Origin of the sequence: Microcystis sp. LE19-8.1F, from assembly GCF_027531715.1 — a bacterium.
Taxonomy (GTDB): Bacteria; Cyanobacteriota; Cyanobacteriia; order Cyanobacteriales; family Microcystaceae; genus Microcystis; species Microcystis wesenbergii_A.
Window position 1 is genome coordinate 1 of the sequence record NZ_JAPZSO010000067.1, and the last position, 19,739, is coordinate 19,739.

Sequence of the window (19,739 nt, forward strand, 5' to 3'; positions counted from 1 at the left end):
TATTACTCACAATGGTGGACACATTCATGAGGCGATTTCTACTCAGCCTTGGTCTGGTGAGGCTAATGTTCATGTTAGTATTGTCAATTGGAGTAAAGTTGAACCAGTAAGTTATTATTTAGATAATCATCAAGTTTCTCAAATTAATTCTTCTTTAAAAGCGACTGTAGATGTCTCTAAATCTCCGCGATTAAAAGCTAATCTTAATCAATGTTTTCAAGGAGTGATTCCTGTTGGTAAAGGTTTTCTAGTTAGTGAAAAACAAGTTGATGAATGGATTAAACAAGATTCTAAAAATAGGAATGTCCTTAAGTTGTTTTCAATGGGAGCAAATCTAGCCCAAAATCCTCACGGTAAGCCAGAACGCTGGATTATTGATTTTAATGATATGAGTTTAGAGGATGCTAGTGAATATACACTACCTTTCGAGCATATTAAAGTAAATGTTAAGCCAGAAAGAGAGATAAATCGGATGAAAGTCAGAAGAGAGAATTGGTGGAAGATGGGATCGAATGCTTCAATAATGAGAGAATATATTGTTAAAAAATCGTTTTATTTTACTGTCCCACGAGTCTCTAAATGGGCGGTTTTTATTCCAGCACCTCTTGACTGGCTTCCTGGAGATTTAAATATTGTTCTTGCCTCCGATGATTTCTACATTCTCGGTATCCTGACATCTAAGATTCATCGCCTCTGGGTAAAAGCTCAAAGTTCAACTCTTGAAGACAGAACTCGCTATACTAATACAACCTGTTTTGAAACCTTCCCTTTTCCCCAGAAACCTTCACAGGAACTTGTCGAAAAAATCCGTCAAACCGCCGGGGAATTACACGAATACCGCAGCCAACAGATGGAGAAAAAACAATGGGGAATCACCAAACTATATAACCAATTCTTTAACGAACCCAGTAGCCAACTTTTTCAACTCCATCAGAAATTAGACAAGCTAGTAATGGAAGCATATCACTTCCAAGCTGACGAAGATATTTTAGAGAAACTATTAACCTTAAACCTCGAATTAGCAGAGAAAGAGAAGCGAGGAGAAACCGTCATCGGTCCCTGGTCTCCTTACTCTTAGATTACTCCAAAGCCTTACATTAGATTGAAACAATCTGAATTTCCCTGACTCGGTGCATTGGTTTGGTTGGCTTTTCGGTGGTGATTAGTTCATCAGCTTGAATTTGCAGCGCAGCAGCAACATGAAGTGCATCCATCGCCGCTAAACCGTAAGTGCCAGCAATTTCATGAGCATTCTGTATAATTTTTTCTAAGTCAGTTGCCCAGTAATTAACAGCCAGAAAAAATGTTTCGTAAAATTCTATTTCTTCTTGTTGCTTGTTAAAAGTTGCTTTAGGCAATACTTCTAACTGAACAAATCGACTGGAGGCAAACTCCCGATTTTCATCGTTGAGAATTTGATAGGCTTTGATACTGGCTGATTGGATGCCTTGGAAAGCAGTAATCAGTACGCCAGAGTCTATGTAGGCTTTCCTATGACTCACTGCACCCTCCTCGACGTGCAGCAAGTTCTTGTTCTATTTCCTCTTCATTGAGCAGTTGCAATCCAGCTGCGATCGCCCGATGTCGGATTTCCCATAACTTTTTGCTTAATGGTGTTTGGGGAATAAATTTAGCTTCTGGTGTTGTTTGTGACTCAGATTTAAGTATTTGAACAAATTGCCAAACTTTTTGTTGCTTTTCCGGGGTCAATTCTCGCCATTGTTCAAGTAGTTCTTCTTCTTTATCCATAAATACCTCGCTCTTAAATTACCCATTCCTCGAATCGTTGGCTGTCCAAGACATATTTGTGGATTAACTTTCGGCTCTTGTAGTAGATATGTATGGGTAGTTCAGGTGTTTTAGGTGGGAACTGGTTCACCTGGCCGCAAACTAGACCATTTACCAGTTTCGCGTAAAAAGCTTTCACAACCCACCACATCCCACTCCATTTCGATATAATCTTCCTTGGTGCGAATGTTAACGTTAATAGAAGGGTTCTTCGCTTCAAAGTCCGGTGTCTCGGTGAGATGACGTTCCTGATGTTGTGTTTCTACGGCATGATAGGTGAGACAGCGATCAACAAAATAGCAGTTAATACAAATACACATAGGTTTAACTCTATAAGTCTTTTCCGTTAATCTAGCTCAGTCTCTCCCCAAATGGGGCCGGTCAAAATTATATTTTTGTAAATTTATCTTCTCGATGTCTTGTCAAAAAAACCTAGATAGTTTAGTTAAAGAAGTTTTTGCGATTAATCGGCAAGAATTGCCAGAAAATGCTTATTTAGTCGGTGGTGCTGTGCGAGACGCTTTATTAAACCGTCAGAAAGACTATATTGACCTAGATTTTGTGGTTCCCGAAAAAGCGATCGAAATTGCCCAAACTATTGCCCATCATTATAAAGCGGGTTTTGTGGTTTTAGATGCCGTTCGTCAAATTGCTCGCGTCGTTTTTCCCCAGGGTACTCTTGATTTCGCGCAACAGGAGGGCGAATCTCTAGAAATAGACCTAAAAAGACGGGATTTCACCGTTAATGCTCTCGCTTATAATCTCCACACCCAAGAAATTTTCGATCCTTTAGGGGGATTAAAAGATTTAGGCTGCCAATCCCTGCGGATGATTTCCCCCGAAAATCTTCAAGATGATCCCCTAAGATTATTAAGGGCCTATCGACAAGCGGCTCAATTGGACTTTGAGATCGAACCCCATACCCGTGCAACTATTCGTTCTCTTGCCCCTTTATTGCACCGTGTAGCCGCCGAAAGGGTACAATCCGAGTTGAATTACCTTTTGCTCAATTCCCGTGGCAATAAATGGCTAAAAAGTGCCTGGGAAGATGGCTTATTATCTCTCTGGTTGCGTCGGATTACCCCCGCAAAAATGGAGCGAGTTATGGGGGTGGAAGCGGCAGCGGGATTTTTAGAATCTTTGTTACCGGAAAAATTTATCTTTTCCCCTTCTCAGTTACAGTTGACAAAATTGGCCCTATTGGTATCGGATATTTTGGCAGAAGCAGAAAAAGAGTTAATCGATCTCAAGTATTCCAGGGGGGAAATTCGCACGGTAATCACGGTGATTAAGTGTTTACCTCCCCTCAAGGAGCCAGATAATTTAAGTCTGCGGGAACAGTATTTTATTTATCTAAATACGGGAAAAGTATTTCCTGTCTTTGCCCTTTTTGCTTTATCAATGGGGATTAACAAAAATATCGTCGCTTCTCTGTTGACTTCCTATCTCGATCCCGATAATATTATCGCCCATCCCCGACCTTTATTAAGGGGCGATGATTTAATTAACCATTTACACCTGAAACCTAGTCCGATTATCGGTAAGTTATTAACCGAGGTACAAATTGCCCAAATTGAGGGCAAAGTGACAGTTTTTCAGGAAGCGATCGATTTTGCTAAAAAGTTGTTATAAGTGGTTGGTTATAATTAAATTAAAAATGGATTTTAGGTTCGATCCCCCCTGCCCCCCTTGATAAGGGGGGTGCCGATAGGCGGGGGGATCTACCCTTGATAAGGGGGGTGCCGATCCCCCCTTAATCCCCCCTTAATAAGGGCGGCATCTGACAACTTTTAACGCCTACCTACTTAGCAATTGTTCACAGTTTGGAGAGTTTTGTCTGTTAATCAGAGTTTTAGATTCCGATTGAGTCTCGGGGTTTCGACTTATCCAAAACTCAGATTATCCACAACTGAGATTTATTTAGTTTTAAGCTGTGAAGATTGGGGAGCGTTTTCTCCTTCTACAACTAAAGATTTCACATGAGAACCTTGAAACTTTTCCATATTGCTCACTCGCCACATAGCCAGGGGAAAAGTAATGGCAAATAAACCAAAAAGTCCCACTAATATCCAGACGATATCGTGCATTTTACGCGAGGAAAACTTTCTAACTTGAGCGTTCATTTTGTCACCTCTTAGGCTTTAAGTTAAAGGTAAATAGGGAAATAGTGGATGCCATGACATGGCCGTGGCGGCAATCATGAGGGCAAAAAACCAAAAGAGAATGGTCTTAGCTTTTATCTGGCGATCTTTCCAAAGATAATGCAGTATCGGCCAACTGATCAACCAGCCAATTAATAACATCGTTTCTTTGCCGGTATAACTGCCGATATTGCCCCACATTTTGCTAGGATTTTTACTGCCAGGTATCCAACTACCCAAATTCCAAAGAAAAGTTTCTACGGTTTTTGAATGGTCTGCATCGGAAAAATGGTGAGCAACCATCATTAAAAAACAGCCAATACCAGCACTAATAATCGCCGCCGCTGCTGGGCCAGAAGTGGCGGGGGAACGTTTGGCACCTTCGGCTAAACCTTGGGGAAATTGTTTTAAAAAAGCCCAGATTTTTCCATACCAAGGACTATCGACGTAACGTTGAGTCATCAGATTTGTTCCTATTTTTTCAGAGTTCGTAAGTGTCTAAAACCGAAAAGTCCCACCGCTAAAAGTCCCCAACCGTATTACCAGCAGTAGGGAAATGACCGACGATTTGACTTTGGTTGCTAATGCTGGCCGCCTTCCTATCCGTACCATCGGGGCTAAGTTTACACCCCCTAGGACGGGAGCGGCGATAGATAACCCGAAAACCGTAGCTAAAACGAGCAAAAGTTGAATTTTGTTCACTTTTGAGGTAAAGTAGCTAAATAAGGGTTTACAGGGCGTGAATTTTGGCAACACCGAGGCCGCTAACGAGTCCACCCATGGCAAAAAACATCATCGCCATCAGGGCAATGCAAGTGACCGTTAACACCGGTCGATTAGCTTTGTCTAGGATTGAGTCGCCGTATTTCCAGAGAATCCAAGTGCAGGCCACGCCTAGGGGTAGGGTAAAAAGGACGCTGAATTCGTGGTATTCCATGAGGACGTATTGACCGAGGGGCGAATTTTCCTTTAGCCATGCCCGCGCACCGCCAAACTCTAAACCGGCCCGATAGCGCATATAGGCTAAATTGCCAGTGGCGATCGCCAAAAAAGCGAGGACGGTGGACCAGAAGGTGAGGGTTCGCATTTGCTGCAAAATTTTGCCAGAACCTCTGAGCAGGGGAAAAGCGAGATGACCAGCGTAAACAATCACGACTAGGGCTAATAGGGAACCAAAACCGTGAATTGTGCCTAGCCATCGCTGCCACGGACTCGGATGCAGCAGGTTGACGAAGGGCAGAAATAAAAATAGGCCCGCCGAGAGGATTCCTAGCCCATAGACGCAAACGGTGGCTATATCTAGGGTTTTAGGAAAATCAATTTTTTCTGATTCTGTGGTATAAGATGACATCGGTTTCTCCTTAACGGTCTAGAGAAGCTAAATGGGATTATTTCTCATTTAGCCCGGAATCTTCTTAGAACAAGTCCAGAGAGCATATTTGTCCAACCATCAGAGTATTTTTGGACTGAAGGTGACAATAAATAGAGTCAAGACTTGAATTTCGCCAATTCAAGTCTGAATTGCATCCCTGTCTGCTCTACAGCGTTTCTCGGATATATGAGGTATGTTTTCGCAACTGAGAATTCTTACTTCGGCAAGGTTTATTACAATTCACCTTGACGAGAAACGCTACATCTTAATATGATCCCTGATTCGGGGTGCGATAGTCAAGACATTTTCAAGGAAGATTGTTAATAAAGTTTACGGATATTTTTACCTAGTTCTTCGTTACTTGGTATGGTTTGATCGGGTGGCATAAATCGACTACATCCTTATTAGATGAGCTTACCCTGAGAATCTGGCAAAGAAGGTTAGAAACTCAGTACATCAAAGCTTTTAGCTTAACTAATTAGGACTTGCTGAATAATGGTAAAACCCTTTGAAAATAAGGCTTTTGACCTGTTAAAATCTGATGTTAGTGCAGGAAAATAGGATTGGGACATTCAAAAACCTTGCATTATTCTCCTCGTAGTACAAAACTGGCACAAAAAAAGAGGGCAACAAAGCCTGAAACGACCGACTCCTGACTCCTGACTCCTGACTCCTACCCCCACGAAAAACTTTTTCAGCAAACCCTAATTAGGTTTTGGATTCGGCCCTTGTTATCAGGGAGCAACGTTACGCGAAAAAACCGAGTTAAATCTCAAAATTAGGCGTTTTTATCGAAAAAATTGTCGAATCGAATTTTAAACAAAAACACGATGCTGTAGGGAAGGCATTTGTCGTCGCACCTGTTGCAGACGTTGGGGATTAATTTCGGCAATTGCCACCCCCGCTTCTTCCCCCGCGTCGGCTAAAACCACACCCCAAGGATCGATAATCATAGCGTGACCGTGGGTGTAACGGCGTTCGTAATTATTGCCCGTTTGAGCAGGAGCTATTATATAACAAGTATTCTCGATCGCTCGCGCTTGTAACAAAACTTTCCAATGATCTTTCCCTGTAAAAGCCGTAAACGCCGCAGGTACAAATAAAACATCGGCTCCTTGCCGCGATAAATAGCGATAGAGTTCGGGAAAACGCACATCATAGCAAATCGAGAGGCCAATTTTGCCCAAGCTATCGGAGCCATAAATCGGCGGTAAATCGATCCCTGCCATGACTGTACTCGATTCCTGATAGGTGTTACCATCCGGGACATTGACATCAAAGAGATGGACTTTTTGATAACGGGCTAATTCCGCACCGTTGCCATCAACTAAAATAGCCGTATTATAAGCCTTATCGGGAATACCCGTCACCGGCACGGGAAAACCACCCCCTAAAATGGTCACTTGAAACCGTTGGGCCATGGTGCGGAGGAATTTATCGGCTTTTCGAGCAATAGTCTCGGCCTGGGCGATTTTATCGCTTTCTGCCCCCATAAAGGCGAAATTTTCTGGTAAACCGATTAATTCCGCCCCTTTACCCACAGCAAGTTCGATCAACTCTTCAGCGGCAGCGAGATTTTTCTCTAAATCCGGCTGACTGGTCATTTGAATGGCGGCGGCGAGATAGGATTTCATGGGGGTTGAAGCTCTAGAGTCGGATAATCTCTGTAAAATTAATCATAACCTTCGATTATATCCAATTTCAGATATTTTGTCACCCCATGAGTAAAATTGTTTTCTGTGACTTTGATGGCACTATCACCGCCGTGGAAACCTTTGCGGGTATGCTCAAAGAATTCGCCCCCCATTTATCGGCCCAAATTATGCCCCAAATGTACGCTCGCACTCTCAGTCTGCGCCGGGGTGTCCGTCAACTGCTAGAGTCGATACCGAGCCAAAAATACGCCGATATTATCGCCTATGCCGAAAGCAAGCCAATTCGCCCTGGATTAGCTGAATTTCTCGCTTTTTTACAGGAGCAATCCATCCCTTTTATTATTATCTCCGGTGGTATCCAAGCCATGATTGAAACGGTCTTAAAACGGGAGGGACTATTAGATAAAGTGACGGCAATTTATGGGGTCAATCTTCATACTCAAGGGGAATATCTGCAAGTTCATTCCGATTGGGAAAATGAGACGGAATTAGTGGCTAAAGCCTTGATTATGGCCAAATATTCAGGAGTAGAAACTATTGCGATCGGTGATTCTGTTACCGATATTACCATGGCTAGAAGGGCCGATCTAGTTTTTGCTAGGGATCGTTTAATCGATTATCTGCAAGCGGAAAATCAACCCTATATTCCTTGGGATAACTTTTTTGAGATTCGCGAATATCTGTTATTGAGAGATTAGGGATTGGCTGTTAATTAGGTAGGGGTTAAAAATTGTCAGATACCCTTCTTGGATTAAGGGGGGATCAAAGAGGGCGAATGCAATTCGCCCCTACAATAATATTATTGCGCCAATGGTAGGAGCGCACTGTGGTCAGTGAGTTTATCGAACTGCGTGCGCCCTGTAATATAGATATTTCGACCAAATTGAGATTTACTACCCTACTCTTAAGGGTAACAATAATTATAAAATTTTGTAAATTTGTGTTGTTAGATATTGCAAAATCTCAATTTTTGTTGACAAGACAGAACCAAATCGGGGGGGGGGTAGAATCCCGTTATGGCTCTGTTTTGTCATTAGAGGAACTAACTTAAAATTTAGTGATTGGCAATTTTGAAAAAACCAATTTTTCTCCCTTGCCAATGTCGCTTAATTTGAGATTTTCTCCTTTAAAGGTCAGTCAGAACATTTGTTTGTTTGTTTGTTTTGAGGAAAATTTCTGGATATGAAAACTTCGACTGTGCTTAAAAATTGCTCCAGAGTAGCAGCCGGTACTGTCTTTGTAACTTTGGGGATACTGACTACGGGAACCGCCCATGCCGCTGAATTGATTACCAACGGCGGCTTTGAAACAGGTTTTACGGGTTGGAATGTCTCAATACAACCTGGGAGTAACTCGACGAGTGGTTTCTTTATTGATGATGCTAACGGCTCCACGCCTTTCAGTGGTCAAGCAACTGTTGGTCCAGCCAGTGGCTCTTTCTATGCAGTGTCTGACCAAGACGGTCCGGGAGCCTATGCGCTAACCCAGACTTTTATCGTTCCTGGAGCTGCCTCATCGGTAATTTTGTCTTACGATATGTTCGTCAATGATTGGAGTGGACTTGGACCTATCGTCAATCCATCTGGACTAGACTACACCAGTATTCCCAACCAACACGCACGGGTGGATATCCTAGTTGCTGGGGCCAACCCCTTCTCAACCAATCCTGCGGATATCGTCGGTAATTTCTATTTAGGAAACGATCCCTTTGCTTCCAATCCTAACCCTTATACTTCTTATAGTTTTGACATTACCAGCTTGGTAGGAGCAGGCGGGAGCTACATTCTCCGATTTGCAGAAGTTGACAACCAGTTCTTTTTTAATCAAGGAGTCGATAATGTCAGTATTGATTTTACTCCTCTAGCTACTCCTGTTCCCGAACCTGCTTCAGTCTTGGGTTTACTCGCCATTGGTGCTTTAGGTGCGGGTGCAGCCTGGAAGCGCAAATTAAAATAAAAAACTGGTCAATCTAGCCTTAAATTAGCAGCGATCGCGCTCTATCAATAGAGTGCGATCGCTTTTTGGGGTTATAATAATTAAAGACACGATAAATTAATTCAAGTCAAGCCCATGCCACTAACTCTTAATTTAACATCGGAAATCGAACAATATCTCAGCCAAAAAGCGAGGGAGAAAGGTCTTTCTCTAGAAGCTTATGTCCTAAAGTTGCTCAAGGATACTATTTTAGAACAAGAAAAACAGACTAAACTGGTTAATTTACCTCAGTCTTGGATTGATGAAAAAGATGAACAATAACAAAAAGAAACTGGCGAATATTTAATAGAAAAACTCGAACAAGATCGCTTATCTGAGCGTCCTTTATTTCCGGCTGAATTAAAGGGAGTAACTTGGTGAATAGAGTAGTTTTATTAGATACGGGAATTATCGGTTTAATTACTAATCCTAAGCGATCGCCTGAAAGTCTAGCTTGTAATTTTTGGCTACAAACACTAATTAAAGCAGGTATTAGGGTTATTCTTCCAGAAATTGCTGATTATGAGGTGCGTCGAGAGTTGTTACGCGCTAACAAGATTAAAGGAATTAAGCGACTGGATGAGTTAGCTAACTTAATAGAATACCTAGCCATTACAACGGATGCAATGCGAAAAGCTGCTTTATTTTGGGCGCAGGCACGCCAACAAGGACAACCCACAGCAGGAGATAAAACAATTGATGGTGATATGATTTTAATTGCACAAGCTGTCACGTTATCTGTGAAAAATCCGATAATTGCAACAACAAATGTAGGTCATTTATCCAAATTTGTCAGAGCAGATTTATGGCAAAATATTAGTTTTGATTGACATCTTTCTCAGAGGAACTTTATTGCAAGGGAAGTGACGCAAACCGAACGAGAAGCTTATGAAGAGGGATGAGCCAGAAATGGAAGATGATTTACGGACAGAGTATGACTTGAAGCACCTCCGAGTTAGAAAGTTAGGCTCTGGAAGAAAAAGCTTTGGTGGAGTCACTGTGCGCTTGGAGCCTGATGTCGCAGAAATGTTTCCCACTGCTGATGCGGTTAACGAAGCATTAAGATTGTTGATCAGAGTAATGCGAGATAACAAAACTCTTGCTTCTACAGTACAGGCTAACATGAAGGCTGAGTCCTGACGAAATGCGGGGCGGGATTGAGTATTTATGAGAAAGCGAAGGGAATGGCGAATAAAGCTATAGTCTCGAATTAGATGCGATCACGCTATATTTGTAGAGGGCGATCGCTTTTTGTGTTATGATGGTAGGAGTGTGGATGAATGAAGCAAAATTGAAAATCTATTTCGACGCTTGAATTGAGGAAAATTACTATGAAAGTTAAAACAGATTTGACTATTCCTGAGATTAAGGAAATTAGCAAAGAGGGAGTTAAAGCTCTTGTAGAGAGATTGGGAATTGCTAAAGCGGCTTTCTTTCTAAGAGAAACAGCATCCCAACCTCTAAATTATTTAGAAACTAAAGATCAGTTATTTGGTGAAATGACAGCGACGGATATTTACGCTCAAAGTAAAGGCGGCTATCACTGAAATGATTGAGGAAATTCGTCAAAAAGTTAGACAAAACCAATTTGAATTTTCTCAACACGCTGTCAATCAAAGTATCCTGCGTCAGATCAGTGTTCAAGAATTACGGGAGGCGATGGAACAAAGCGAAATTATTGAAGATTATCCGGCTGATAAGTATGGTGCAAGCTGTTTACTTTTGGGATTTACTCTAATTAATAGAGCCTTACACATTCATTGTAGCTATCCCTCTCGCCCTTTGCTCAAAATTATTACCCTATATGAACCCGATCCAAATTTATGGATTGATTTTAAATCAAGGAGAACACCAGATGTCAACTAATTCTAGACAAGAAACCTTAATTGAACAAGAAGTTACCTATACCCTTGAAATCAATGGCAATTTTTTTATTATAGAAAATGTCCCCGCTAGAGTCTGTGTAGAAACGGGAGAGCGTTTTTTTGCACCAGAAACTGTCGAACGCTTGCAGGAAATTATCTGGGAAAATAAGCGACCAAAACGGGTAATTGAAACACCAGTATTTGACTTTGCTAGTTAGTGTTTAATAGAAAACTGGCAAATCGAGCAACAATTGAAGTCTTAAATTAGGGGCGATTGCGCTATATTTGTAGAGTGCGATCGCTTTTTTGGGTTATAATAGTTAAAGACACGATAAATTAATTCAAGTCAAGCCCATGCCACTAACTCTTAATTTAACATCCTCAAGCTACTTAAAGATACTATTTTAGAACAAAAAAAACAGACTAAACTGGTTAATTTACTTCAATCTTGGATTGATGAAGAAGATGAACAGGAACAACAAGAAACCGGTGAATATTTAATCGAAGCACTCGATCAAGATCGTTTATCTGAGCGTCCTTTATTTCCGGCTGAATTAAAGGGAGTAACTTGGTGAATAAGCTGCCCGCAAATTTAAATTGCTTGTTGAGATCAGGCAAGGGGGGATTGGTGGAGATTTAGCTGCGCGGGGGTAGCAAGCTCCTGTCCTCCCTAAGGGGGTTTGGGGAGTAGAAACCCTCAAGGGCTGGGATTGGGTGATAAAATAATCAGAAGCAAAGCCCAATTTTAACCGAGGGGTTCCTTTAAAAAATCCCAACTTAGTCAATATCAAAAATGAGATGTACCCCAGAGGAGTTCTCCCTATGGATAGCAAACGATTAATCGAAGAATTAAAAAATCCCGACTTTTATCCTCATTCTGTCAAAATTCCCGTTGAAATTATCCAAACCCATGCTTCAATTATCTTCTTGACAGGAGATTATGCCTATAAAGTCAAGAAACCAGTTAATTATAATTTTTTGGATTTCTCCACTTTAGAAAAGAGAAAATATTATCTAGAACAGGAACTAGACTTAAATAAAAGAGTTGCCGCCAATATCTATCTGGAAGTTTTGTCAATTAATGAGGAACGGGGTAGCATAAGTTTAAATGGAGAAGGGAAAGCGATCGAATACGTTTTAAAAATGAATCAGTTTCCCCAAGAATGTTTACTGAGTAAAATTTTTGAACGGGGAGAAATAACGGAAAAAGCTATAGAGTCTTTGGCTGAAAAAGTGGCACAATTTCATCGGCAAGCTGTGACTAATTCCTATATTACTCAATTTGGCAATTTAGAAGTTATTAAACAAGCTTTTGATGAAAACTACCAACAAACCGAGAAATATATTAATCTTGTCCAAACCCAAAAACAATACGATGAAACGAAAGCTTATACAGATAAATTCTTCGCAGAACACGGAGATTGGTTAGAGGAAAGACAAATAAAAGGGATGATTCGTGAATGTCACGGCGACTTACATTTAAATAATATCTGTCAGTGGCAGGGAGAAATACAATTATTTGATCGCATAGAATTTAATGAATCTTTTCGCTTCGTTGATGTCATGTACGATATTGCTTTTACAGTCATGGATTTAACCGCTAGGGGGAGAGAAGATTTCGCTAATTTATTTGTGAATACTTATTTAGAACAAACCGCCGACTGGGAGGGTTTAAAAGTCTTGCCTCTCTACCTGACCAGACAAGCGTATGTGAGGGCAAAAGTCAATAGTTTTTTGCTTGATGGTGACAGTTTTTACGAGAAAATTAAAGCAGATGCACAAGATTATTATCAATTAGCTTGGCAGTACACACAACCGCAGAAACCGAGATTAATTCTGATGTCGGGATTTTCTGGATCGGGTAAGAGTACCATAGGGAAAGTAATTGCTAAAAATCTTAATGCTATTCAGATTCGTTCCGATGCAGTTCGCAAACATTTGGCTGGAATTGACTTAAATCAAACGGGAAGTCTAGACATATATAGTCTCGAAATGAGTCAAAAAACCTTCGCTAGACTGGCAGAATTAGCGGAACTTTTAATAGCTTTAGGTTATCCAGTTATTCTCGATGCACGCTACGATAAATATGCTTGGCGAGAACCTTTATTAACCTATGCCCAAAATTTACAGATTCCTTTTCATATTGTCCATTGTCACGCACCTATAGAAGTTTTAAAACAACGGATTGCCGCTAGAAAAGGCGATATTTCTGACGCTACTATCGAGGTTTTAAATGCCCAAATTGAGAAAACAGAACCTTTTAATGAAAAAGAACAACCCTATCTAATTTCCCTAGACACTACTAATCCCGATTGGCCAGAATTTTTGGAGAGTCAATTAGGTAAATAGCTTGAGATGAATCAACGATAGGGCCATTCTTATAATTAAGTTATAGTTGATAAAGTAGCAAAAAGGAGAAGCGATGGAAACTGTAGTGTTAAATCTAGAGACAGTTAATCTGACCGATGAACAATTTTATCATCTCTGTCAGGCTAATCAAACATGGAATTTAGAACGTAATCAAAAAGGAGAATTATTAATTATGCCTCCCGTGGGTGGAAATAGCGGTAAACAAGAAGCTAATTTGATTGTTAAAGTGGGGGTATGGAACGAGCAAACTCAACTTGGTGAGGTGTTTAGTTCTTCGACAATTTTTCGTTTACCAAAGGGAGGATATCGTTCTCCTGATGTTGCTTGGATAAAACGGGAGAGATGGGAAGCTTTGAGCGCAGAAGAGCGAGAAAAGTTCCCACCTTTGTGTCCCGATTTTGTGATTGAATTACGTTCTCGTAGCGATTCTTTAACCTCTTTACGCGACAAGATGCGCGAATATTTAGCCAGTGGTTTACGTTTGGGTTGGTTGATTAATCCTCAACAGCAGCAGGTGGAAATCTACCGACTAAATGGCGGTGTGGAAATTATTGATTTACCTGCTACTTTATCCGGGGAAGATGTCTTACCCGGGTTTGTTTTGCATTTAACTTAGGAAGAATGACAGGGAATAACAAAGGGAATGAGACAGAATCAGGATATCTCTATTCTGTCAAAACATTTCCAGAAAAGCGATCGATTGTCAGCTTGAAGGTGTATAATCTCTCAAAAGCCAGCATCAAGCTACAAAGTTCTCAATATCGCCCAAAAAAAAGAATCAGGATTTCAGGAACAGATTCTCTGGCTACTTCTTCAAAGAAAGAGGAAACTCTCAGTCACAACATTGATATTTGTCAATAATGTCACCTAAAATTTTCAATCATCACTTTACTCCTCTTAAATCCCTCTCTCTGGGATTATTTCTCCTGCAAGCTTTCACTCCCCTCACCCTAGCAGCCCCCCCGCGAGAACCGGATCAAACCGTCGGCTGTGATATTCTGGTGGTGGGTGGTGGTTTAGCCGGTGCCGGTGCGGCCTACGAAGCTTTATTATTAGGAAAAACCGTCTGTTTAACCGAGATTACCGACTGGGTAGGGGGACAGATATCTTCTCAGGGAACCTCCGCATTAGATGAAAGACGAACACAAAGAGAAAAATTATTTTTCCCGAAAGGTTATCTAGAATTTAGGGAAAGAATTAGAAAGCATTACGGGAAACGCAACCCCGGGGAATGTTGGGTAAGCGGGTCTTGTTTTTTGCCTTTTGATGGACATAAATTATTATTTCAACAGTTAGAAGACGCTGCCAAAAAAGGCAAAGGAACCCTGAAATGGTTTCCCTCCACGGTAGTCAAAGAATTAAATATTGAAACTTTACCCAATCGCGGTACTGGTCAACAGATTACCAGTGTAATTGCTATTCAACATAGTCCCGCAAAAGGTACTCCTCCCCTAAATACCGAGTTTTTATCGCAAAAAATGGAGGATATCTATCGCTACGAAAATTCTCCCCGTTTTGATAAGAAAATCCTCCGTTTTGTCCCCAAATCCTCCCAACCGAATCAATTAGCAGATTGGTATGTGATTGAAGCGACCGAAACCGGGGAAATAATCGGATTATCAGATATTCCCTACCGTTTAGGTGTCGATAAGCGCAGTTATCTCGAACCTTCTTCCTCTAGCGTCACTGGCGACCCCTACTGTACCCAAGGCTTTACCTATACCTTTGCCATGGAGGAAACAGAAAAGCCACAAACCCACGAGAAACCCGTTTATTATGAACGCTATGCCCCCTATTTTAGCTATGAATTGCCGCGATTAGCCGATTTTGACCTCGTTTTCACCTATCGTCGTATTTGGAGTCCGCAACTGGGTAAAGAGAAAACCTTTGGGGGAATTACTTTTACCGAACCAGTTCCAGGGGATATTTCCATGCAGAATTGGACTTGGGGAAATGATTATCGTCCGGGGACTGGGAAGGATAACTTTATCTACACCCGTGAACAGTTGCAACAGCTAGGACAGTTATCTCCGGGGGGATGGATGGGAGGATTACGCACAGAAACCCTCGCGAGGGGCGAAGAACACGCCATTTCCTACTATTATTGGTTAGTAGAAGGAACCACCGATTCCCAGTTAGGGGACGGGGTAAAAGTTCCCCATTTGAATAACCGTTATCTCTCCGGTTTTGATTCTCCCATGGGTACTGCCCACGGTTTGTCAAAATATCCCTATATTCGGGAAGCAAGACGGATTATCGGTCGTCCTTCCCTGACTTTCCCCGCTGGTTTTACCGTCACAGAAATCGATATTTCCCGACAAAATTTTCAAAGCGATTTCTATCGTCAAAATCTTTCCCCGGCAGAATATCGGCGCTTAATTGCCACCTTGGCAGGATTAGAGGGATTTTCCGTACTTGATGGCACATTATCCCCCGATAAGGCCGTTAAACGCAAGCGATCGACTATTTACCCCGATTCCGTCGGTATCGGCCACTATGCGATTGATTTTCATCCCTGCATGACGGAACATCCCCCCGAAAAACCGGGTAATACAGAAAAAGCAGGAGAAAGACAGGGACAAGGGCAAGCTTATCCCTTCGAGATACCTTTAAGGGCTATAATTCCCCAAAAAATCGATAATTTACTGATAGCGGGTAAAAGTATCGCCCTCAGTCATATTGCCGCGGCCGCCTATCGTGTCCATTCCTTCGAGTGGTCTTCCGGGGTAGCTGCTGGCATCACGGCAGTGTATGCTTTAGATAATAATGTACTGCCCTATCAATTAGTAGAAAGTGATTTTCTCATCGGCAATAAACAATTGCGAGAATTACGGAAAAAAATCGACGCAAGTGGTAATCCAACTATGTTCCCCGATGCCTCAATTTTCCGGTCGATGGATGATTGGTATTAATTAGGGGTTGCTGAAAAAGTTTGTTGGTGGGGTTAGGAGTCGGGAGTCAGTATTCTCCGAGTCAGTATTCTCCCCTCTCCCTTCTCCCCACCCTCCTATACCTTTTAAGCAGAATTTAGTATTAAGTAGTCGTGCAAAATTAATTTCCTAGTCGAGACGGTCGTCAGGAGACGGTCGTCAGGAGACGGGAGACGGGAGACGGGAGACGGGATACAGCTATTAGGGATCGGATTTGAGTTTTCAGTTCACTGTTTCCTCACATCAGAAGTCTGACGGAGTAGTGGCTTAGATGTGTAATTAATTGTGCTTAGATACTTACAAGAGGTCTAATAGGAAAAAACCCCATCTTGAACAAAGATGGGGTAAGGTAAAAATCAAATCAATCTAAACAGTAACAGGTTCTCGATCGAGGGGTTTAACGCGGTCGAGCAGGGTCTGCAATTGTTCCCCTTCAATCACCTCTTTACTGAGGATTTCTTGGGCAATTTCTTCGAGTAAATCGCGATTTTGAGCCAGGATATCCAGGGCCTGCTGATGACCATTTTCGACAATCTCTTTCACTTCATTATCGATCGCTTTGGCCGTATCATCGCTCACCAAGCGCCGGGGATTCATCATGCCATCTCCCAGAAAACTATTCTGTTGACCTTTTTCGTAGGCTAGAGGACCCAAGGTCTTACTCATACCATAGGTCGTCACCATACGTTCGGCCAAGTCCGTCGCCCGCTGCAGGTCATTAGCGGCCCCAGTAGTAATACTACCGAAGATAATTTCTTCGGCGGCCCGACCGCCTAAAAGAGTAGCAATTTGGTCGCGTAATTCCGTATCATCCATAAGGAAACGGTCTTCCGTGGGCATTTGCAGGGTATAACCGAGGGCTGCCATGCCGCGAGGCACGATCGAAATCTTAGCAACTTTACCACCCCCCGGCATAACTGCACCGACGAGAGCGTGACCAACTTCGTGATAAGCGACGATTTTCTTCTCTTTTTCCGAGAGAACCCGGCTTTTCTTCTCTAAACCCGCCACTACCCGCTCGATTGCCTCATTAAAGTCCTCTTGAGCGACGGTGCTGCGTTGATTGCGGGCTGCCAATAAAGCGGCCTCATTGACTAGATTAGCTAAGTCAGCACCGGCAAAACCGGGGGTACGGGTAGCAATCTGTTTTAAATCCACACCCGATCCTAATTTTACCTTACCTGCGTAGATTTCGAGGATTTTTAAGCGTCCAGCCAGATCGGGGCGATCAACTAACACTTGACGATCAAAACGGCCGGGGCGTAAAAGGGCGGTATCAAGAGTTTCGGGGCGGTTAGTGGCGGCCAGCACGATCACCGTCGCATCACCAGCGTTAAAACCGTCCATTTCCGTCAATAATTGGTTTAAAGTCTGTTCCCGTTCATCGTTACCCCCCATAAAATTACCGTTAGCGCGAGATTTACCGATCGCGTCTAATTCATCGATAAAAATAATACAGGGGGCTTTTTTCTTGGCCTGTTCAAACAGATCTCGCACTCGGGCTGCACCTGCACCGACAAAGAGTTCCACGAATTCCGAACCTGAGATACTAAAGAAAGGAACTCCCGCTTCTCCCGCGACTGCTTTTGCCAGCAGGGTTTTTCCTGTCCCCGGCGGACCGACTAGGAGGACACCCTTGGGAATCCGCGCCCCGATTTGAATGTAACGTTGGGGATATTTGAGAAATTCGACGATTTCGGCCAATTCGGTTTTCGCTTCTTCCACACCGGCCACATCTTCAAAAGTGGTTTTGGTGGTATCTCCTTCCACATAGACTTTAGCGCGACTTTTGGTAATCGATAAAGCCCCGGCTGGACCACCGCCACCGCTGCGAGCGAGGAAAAATTGCCAAATACCGACAAAAATCAGGGGAGGAATCACCCAACTAAGAACACTACCAATCCAGCCATTTTTTGGCGGTGGTGCGGCGGCGAATTCTACGCCCTTAACTTCTAGACGTTTGGGCAATTCTAGGTCAAAAATCGGTGTAGTGCTGAAAATTCGTCCGTAGTTGCCCTCTTGGTCGTTTTTAAGCTGATAACGAATCTCATTCTGTCCCACGGATACCCTAGCGACGTTGCCATCTTCCACTTGGTCGATAAAAAGACTGTAGGGAACTTTGGGGACGCTAGGGCCAAATAATTGCGGAAAAAGGAGATTAACAATCAGAAATAAGCCGCCTACGGCTAATAAAACATTACCGATCAGGCGAGATTGTGAAGGAGGTTTGCTTTTTATACTCATTGCTGGGCCTGATTCATTAAAATTAGTCTCTATACTTTCCCCATTGTAGGCTGTTGACTGCTCAAGTTCAGATTGAATCAGGCGGGGGGATTACCGTCGTCTTCGGGCGGTTTTTGCCCTAGTAAAGCGTCTAGACGAGTTTGGGCAAGCTCAAAATCCGGCGCAATCCCTAAAGCTTTTTGGTAACAGGCGATCGCTGCTTGGGTTTCGCCTAAATTTTCTAGGGTACTGCCGCGATTGTACCAAGCTTGATAAAAATTATCGTCCGCTTCTAGCACCTGTTGCCAACATTCTAAGGCTTCTTGCCAACGTTGCAGTCCGTATAGGGCGCTGCCTCTAGCGTTAATGACTTGGTGATCGTTGGGGGTGATTTCTAGGGCGCGATCATAACTATTTAAAGCTTCTTCGTAGTTACCAATCATGGCTAAGGCACCACCACGATTATGCCAGGCCGAGGCTAATTGGGGATCGATCTTCAGGGCCTGTTCCCAATCAGCGATCGCATTTGACCAATTGCCTAAATTTGCCTGTTCTAAGCCCTGATTAAACCAATCTGCGGCAGTTTCAGGGTTTTTACCCTCCTGGGAGGAAAATTGAGCGATCAGACTATTAATAATGCTTTCTGCGTCCTTATTTTCGATGCCTAATTGTTCGGCCATTTGGCCCGCTAGGGTAGGATCGTTGTGCAGACGGTTAAATAATTCATCGAGGGTGAGGGTTTCTAATTGGGGATTTTCTGGGTCAGCACCGTTAAAATCGCTAGTTTCACTGGAATATAAGAGATTTTCTGGGGTAGCAACAGTATAACTGCCCGGGTCCTCATCTTCGCCGGCGTATTCCCAGATTAAAGTGGCAGTTTCTTTGGTGTAGAGTTGATAACCGATCTCGTAGGAAGCTTCACCAATACGTTCAATTCCGGGGAAAGCGCGGGCTAATTCTCCTAAACGAATCATTCTGGTGGCGAGAAGTTGGTTAAGGGAAGCGGAGGATTGCAGACGGGTCCCAAAGCGCTCTAACCATTCTACCCAATCTTTTTGCCGACCTCGATCGCCCAGTTTTTCAAAAAATCTCAGAATTCTGCCTTCGTGCCAACCGTGGGCCACTCCATCGAGTAACTGCATATAGAGAAATTCGTAATCTGTATCGGTTAGGGGAACAGATTCGATCGCTTGTACTTTCCCCTTTCCCCCTTGTCCCCCCAAAAGTCGGGTAAAAAAGTTTTCTATCGCGCGCCAAAGTTTTCTTAAAAGTCCCTGCATTCTAATCTCGACACTGGTTTTATTAATCTTGCAAGCGTAACCCAATTAGTCTAGCAGTTATCAGTTATCAGGGAATAGGGGTTAGGGTTTGGGGAGATTTGTCAGGGATCGGTAAACAGTAAACAGTGAAAATACTCCCCA

Annotated in this window: 22 protein-coding genes and 2 pseudogenes; 15 read left to right on the forward strand and 9 right to left on the reverse strand. The window is 42.7% G+C overall.

Features of this window, described 5'->3' with window-relative positions; all coding sequences use genetic code 11:
* The coding region (locus O9334_RS07025) for a type IIL restriction-modification enzyme MmeI (RefSeq protein WP_353738118.1) at positions 1-1,078 on the forward strand (1,078 nt) is incomplete at its 5' end.
* A 19-nt stretch (positions 1,079-1,097) separates the two neighbouring features.
* Here O9334_RS07025 and O9334_RS07030 read toward each other — a convergent pair.
* The 3 genes from O9334_RS07030 to O9334_RS07040 form a co-directional block, all read right to left on the reverse strand.
* Complete coding sequence (locus O9334_RS07030) at positions 1,098-1,502, reverse strand: type II toxin-antitoxin system VapC family toxin (protein ID WP_008207411.1); 405 nt, start codon at positions 1,500-1,502, stop codon at positions 1,098-1,100.
* On the reverse strand, positions 1,492-1,749 hold the full coding sequence (locus O9334_RS07035; RefSeq protein WP_002793765.1) for a hypothetical protein: 258 nt from the start codon (positions 1,747-1,749) through the stop codon (positions 1,492-1,494). The genes O9334_RS07030 and O9334_RS07035 overlap by 11 nt, the downstream gene beginning before the upstream one ends.
* 110 nt (positions 1,750-1,859) lie before the next feature.
* The gene (locus tag O9334_RS07040; protein ID WP_002795917.1) at positions 1,860-2,108 is read right to left on the reverse strand and encodes a Ycf34 family protein; all 249 of its coding nucleotides are present in this window, start codon (positions 2,106-2,108) and stop codon (positions 1,860-1,862) included.
* Positions 2,109-2,202: 94 nt separating this feature from the next.
* On the opposite strand from O9334_RS07040, the gene O9334_RS07045 reads away from it, so the two are divergent.
* Entirely contained in the window at positions 2,203-3,420 is a 1,218-nt protein-coding gene (locus O9334_RS07045; RefSeq protein ID WP_287999731.1) for a tRNA nucleotidyltransferase/poly(A) polymerase-related protein, read from the forward strand.
* 284 nt (positions 3,421-3,704) lie between these two features.
* Here O9334_RS07045 and O9334_RS07050 read toward each other — a convergent pair whose 3' ends face one another.
* Positions 3,705-3,911 (reverse strand): hypothetical protein, encoded by a 207-nt coding sequence (locus O9334_RS07050; protein WP_016517055.1) that lies wholly within the window; start codon positions 3,909-3,911, stop codon positions 3,705-3,707.
* Positions 3,912-3,929: 18 nt separating this feature from the next.
* Positions 3,930-4,391 (reverse strand): hypothetical protein, encoded by a 462-nt coding sequence (locus O9334_RS07055; protein WP_272103834.1) that lies wholly within the window; start codon positions 4,389-4,391, stop codon positions 3,930-3,932.
* A 94-nt stretch (positions 4,392-4,485) separates the two neighbouring features.
* On the opposite strand from O9334_RS07055, the gene O9334_RS07060 reads away from it, so the two are divergent.
* Positions 4,486-4,620, forward strand: coding sequence for a hypothetical protein (locus O9334_RS07060; protein ID WP_269453942.1), 135 nt, complete (start codon positions 4,486-4,488; stop codon positions 4,618-4,620).
* A 39-nt stretch (positions 4,621-4,659) separates the two neighbouring features.
* Here O9334_RS07060 and O9334_RS07065 read toward each other — a convergent pair whose 3' ends face one another.
* Positions 4,660-5,280: a hypothetical protein gene (locus O9334_RS07065; protein ID WP_287669376.1), complete on the reverse strand. Its 621-nt coding sequence runs from the start codon at positions 5,278-5,280 to the stop codon at positions 4,660-4,662.
* Positions 5,281-6,116: 836 nt separating this feature from the next.
* Positions 6,117-6,935 (reverse strand): carbon-nitrogen hydrolase family protein, encoded by an 819-nt coding sequence (locus tag O9334_RS07070; RefSeq protein ID WP_287768348.1) that lies wholly within the window; start codon positions 6,933-6,935, stop codon positions 6,117-6,119.
* 86 nt (positions 6,936-7,021) lie between these two features.
* Between O9334_RS07070 and O9334_RS07075 the strand changes: the two genes are divergently transcribed.
* The 12 genes and pseudogenes from O9334_RS07075 to O9334_RS07125 all read left to right on the forward strand — a co-directional run bounded on the left by O9334_RS07075 (position 7,022) and on the right by O9334_RS07125 (position 16,077).
* A complete protein-coding gene (locus tag O9334_RS07075; RefSeq protein ID WP_287999732.1) occupies positions 7,022-7,654 on the forward strand; it encodes an HAD-IB family phosphatase in 633 nt (210 codons plus the stop codon).
* 484 nt (positions 7,655-8,138) lie between these two features.
* Positions 8,139-8,912 carry a PEP-CTERM sorting domain-containing protein gene (locus tag O9334_RS07080; protein WP_287999733.1) on the forward strand — a complete coding sequence of 258 codons (774 nt, stop codon included), beginning with the start codon at positions 8,139-8,141 and terminating at the stop codon, positions 8,910-8,912.
* Positions 8,913-9,026: 114 nt separating this feature from the next.
* Positions 9,027-9,311 (forward strand): annotated as a pseudogene (locus O9334_RS07085) (hypothetical protein).
* Positions 9,308-9,760, forward strand: a complete 453-nt coding sequence (locus O9334_RS07090; protein WP_080754219.1) for a PIN domain-containing protein — start codon at positions 9,308-9,310, stop codon at positions 9,758-9,760. The pseudogene O9334_RS07085 and the gene O9334_RS07090 overlap by 4 nt, the downstream one beginning before the upstream one ends.
* Positions 9,761-9,818: 58 nt before the next feature.
* Positions 9,819-10,070, forward strand: coding sequence for a hypothetical protein (locus O9334_RS07095; protein WP_045356544.1), 252 nt, complete (start codon positions 9,819-9,821; stop codon positions 10,068-10,070).
* A gap of 191 nt (positions 10,071-10,261) precedes the next feature.
* Positions 10,262-10,477, forward strand: coding sequence for a hypothetical protein (locus tag O9334_RS07100; protein WP_045356542.1), 216 nt, complete (start codon positions 10,262-10,264; stop codon positions 10,475-10,477).
* A gap of 1 nt (position 10,478) precedes the next feature.
* Complete coding sequence (locus O9334_RS07105; protein WP_002779213.1) at positions 10,479-10,796, forward strand: DUF4258 domain-containing protein; 318 nt, start codon at positions 10,479-10,481, stop codon at positions 10,794-10,796.
* Positions 10,735-11,013, forward strand: a complete 279-nt coding sequence (locus tag O9334_RS07110) for a YgiT-type zinc finger protein (RefSeq protein WP_002755282.1) — start codon at positions 10,735-10,737, stop codon at positions 11,011-11,013. Before O9334_RS07105 ends, O9334_RS07110 begins: the two co-directional genes overlap by 62 nt.
* Positions 11,014-11,172: 159 nt before the next feature.
* Positions 11,173-11,370, forward strand: a pseudogene (locus O9334_RS22830) (hypothetical protein); the annotation flags it as partial.
* 247 nt (positions 11,371-11,617) lie between these two features.
* Positions 11,618-13,144, forward strand: coding sequence for a bifunctional aminoglycoside phosphotransferase/ATP-binding protein (locus tag O9334_RS07115; RefSeq protein ID WP_287999734.1), 1,527 nt, complete (start codon positions 11,618-11,620; stop codon positions 13,142-13,144).
* A gap of 73 nt (positions 13,145-13,217) precedes the next feature.
* Complete coding sequence (locus O9334_RS07120) at positions 13,218-13,781, forward strand: Uma2 family endonuclease (RefSeq protein ID WP_287999735.1); 564 nt, start codon at positions 13,218-13,220, stop codon at positions 13,779-13,781.
* A 244-nt stretch (positions 13,782-14,025) separates the two neighbouring features.
* A complete protein-coding gene (locus O9334_RS07125) occupies positions 14,026-16,077 on the forward strand; it encodes an FAD-dependent oxidoreductase (RefSeq protein WP_287999736.1) in 2,052 nt (683 codons plus the stop codon).
* A 384-nt stretch (positions 16,078-16,461) separates the two neighbouring features.
* Here the strand turns inward: O9334_RS07125 and ftsH4 are convergent, their stop codons facing one another.
* Together ftsH4 and O9334_RS07135 are read right to left on the reverse strand one after the other, a co-directional pair.
* Entirely contained in the window at positions 16,462-18,339 is a 1,878-nt protein-coding gene (gene ftsH4, locus O9334_RS07130) for an ATP-dependent zinc metalloprotease FtsH4 (RefSeq protein ID WP_287999737.1), read from the reverse strand.
* A gap of 77 nt (positions 18,340-18,416) precedes the next feature.
* Positions 18,417-19,598: a tetratricopeptide repeat protein gene (locus O9334_RS07135; RefSeq protein WP_045356616.1), complete on the reverse strand. Its 1,182-nt coding sequence runs from the start codon at positions 19,596-19,598 to the stop codon at positions 18,417-18,419.
* Positions 19,599-19,739: the final 141 nt, after the last annotated feature.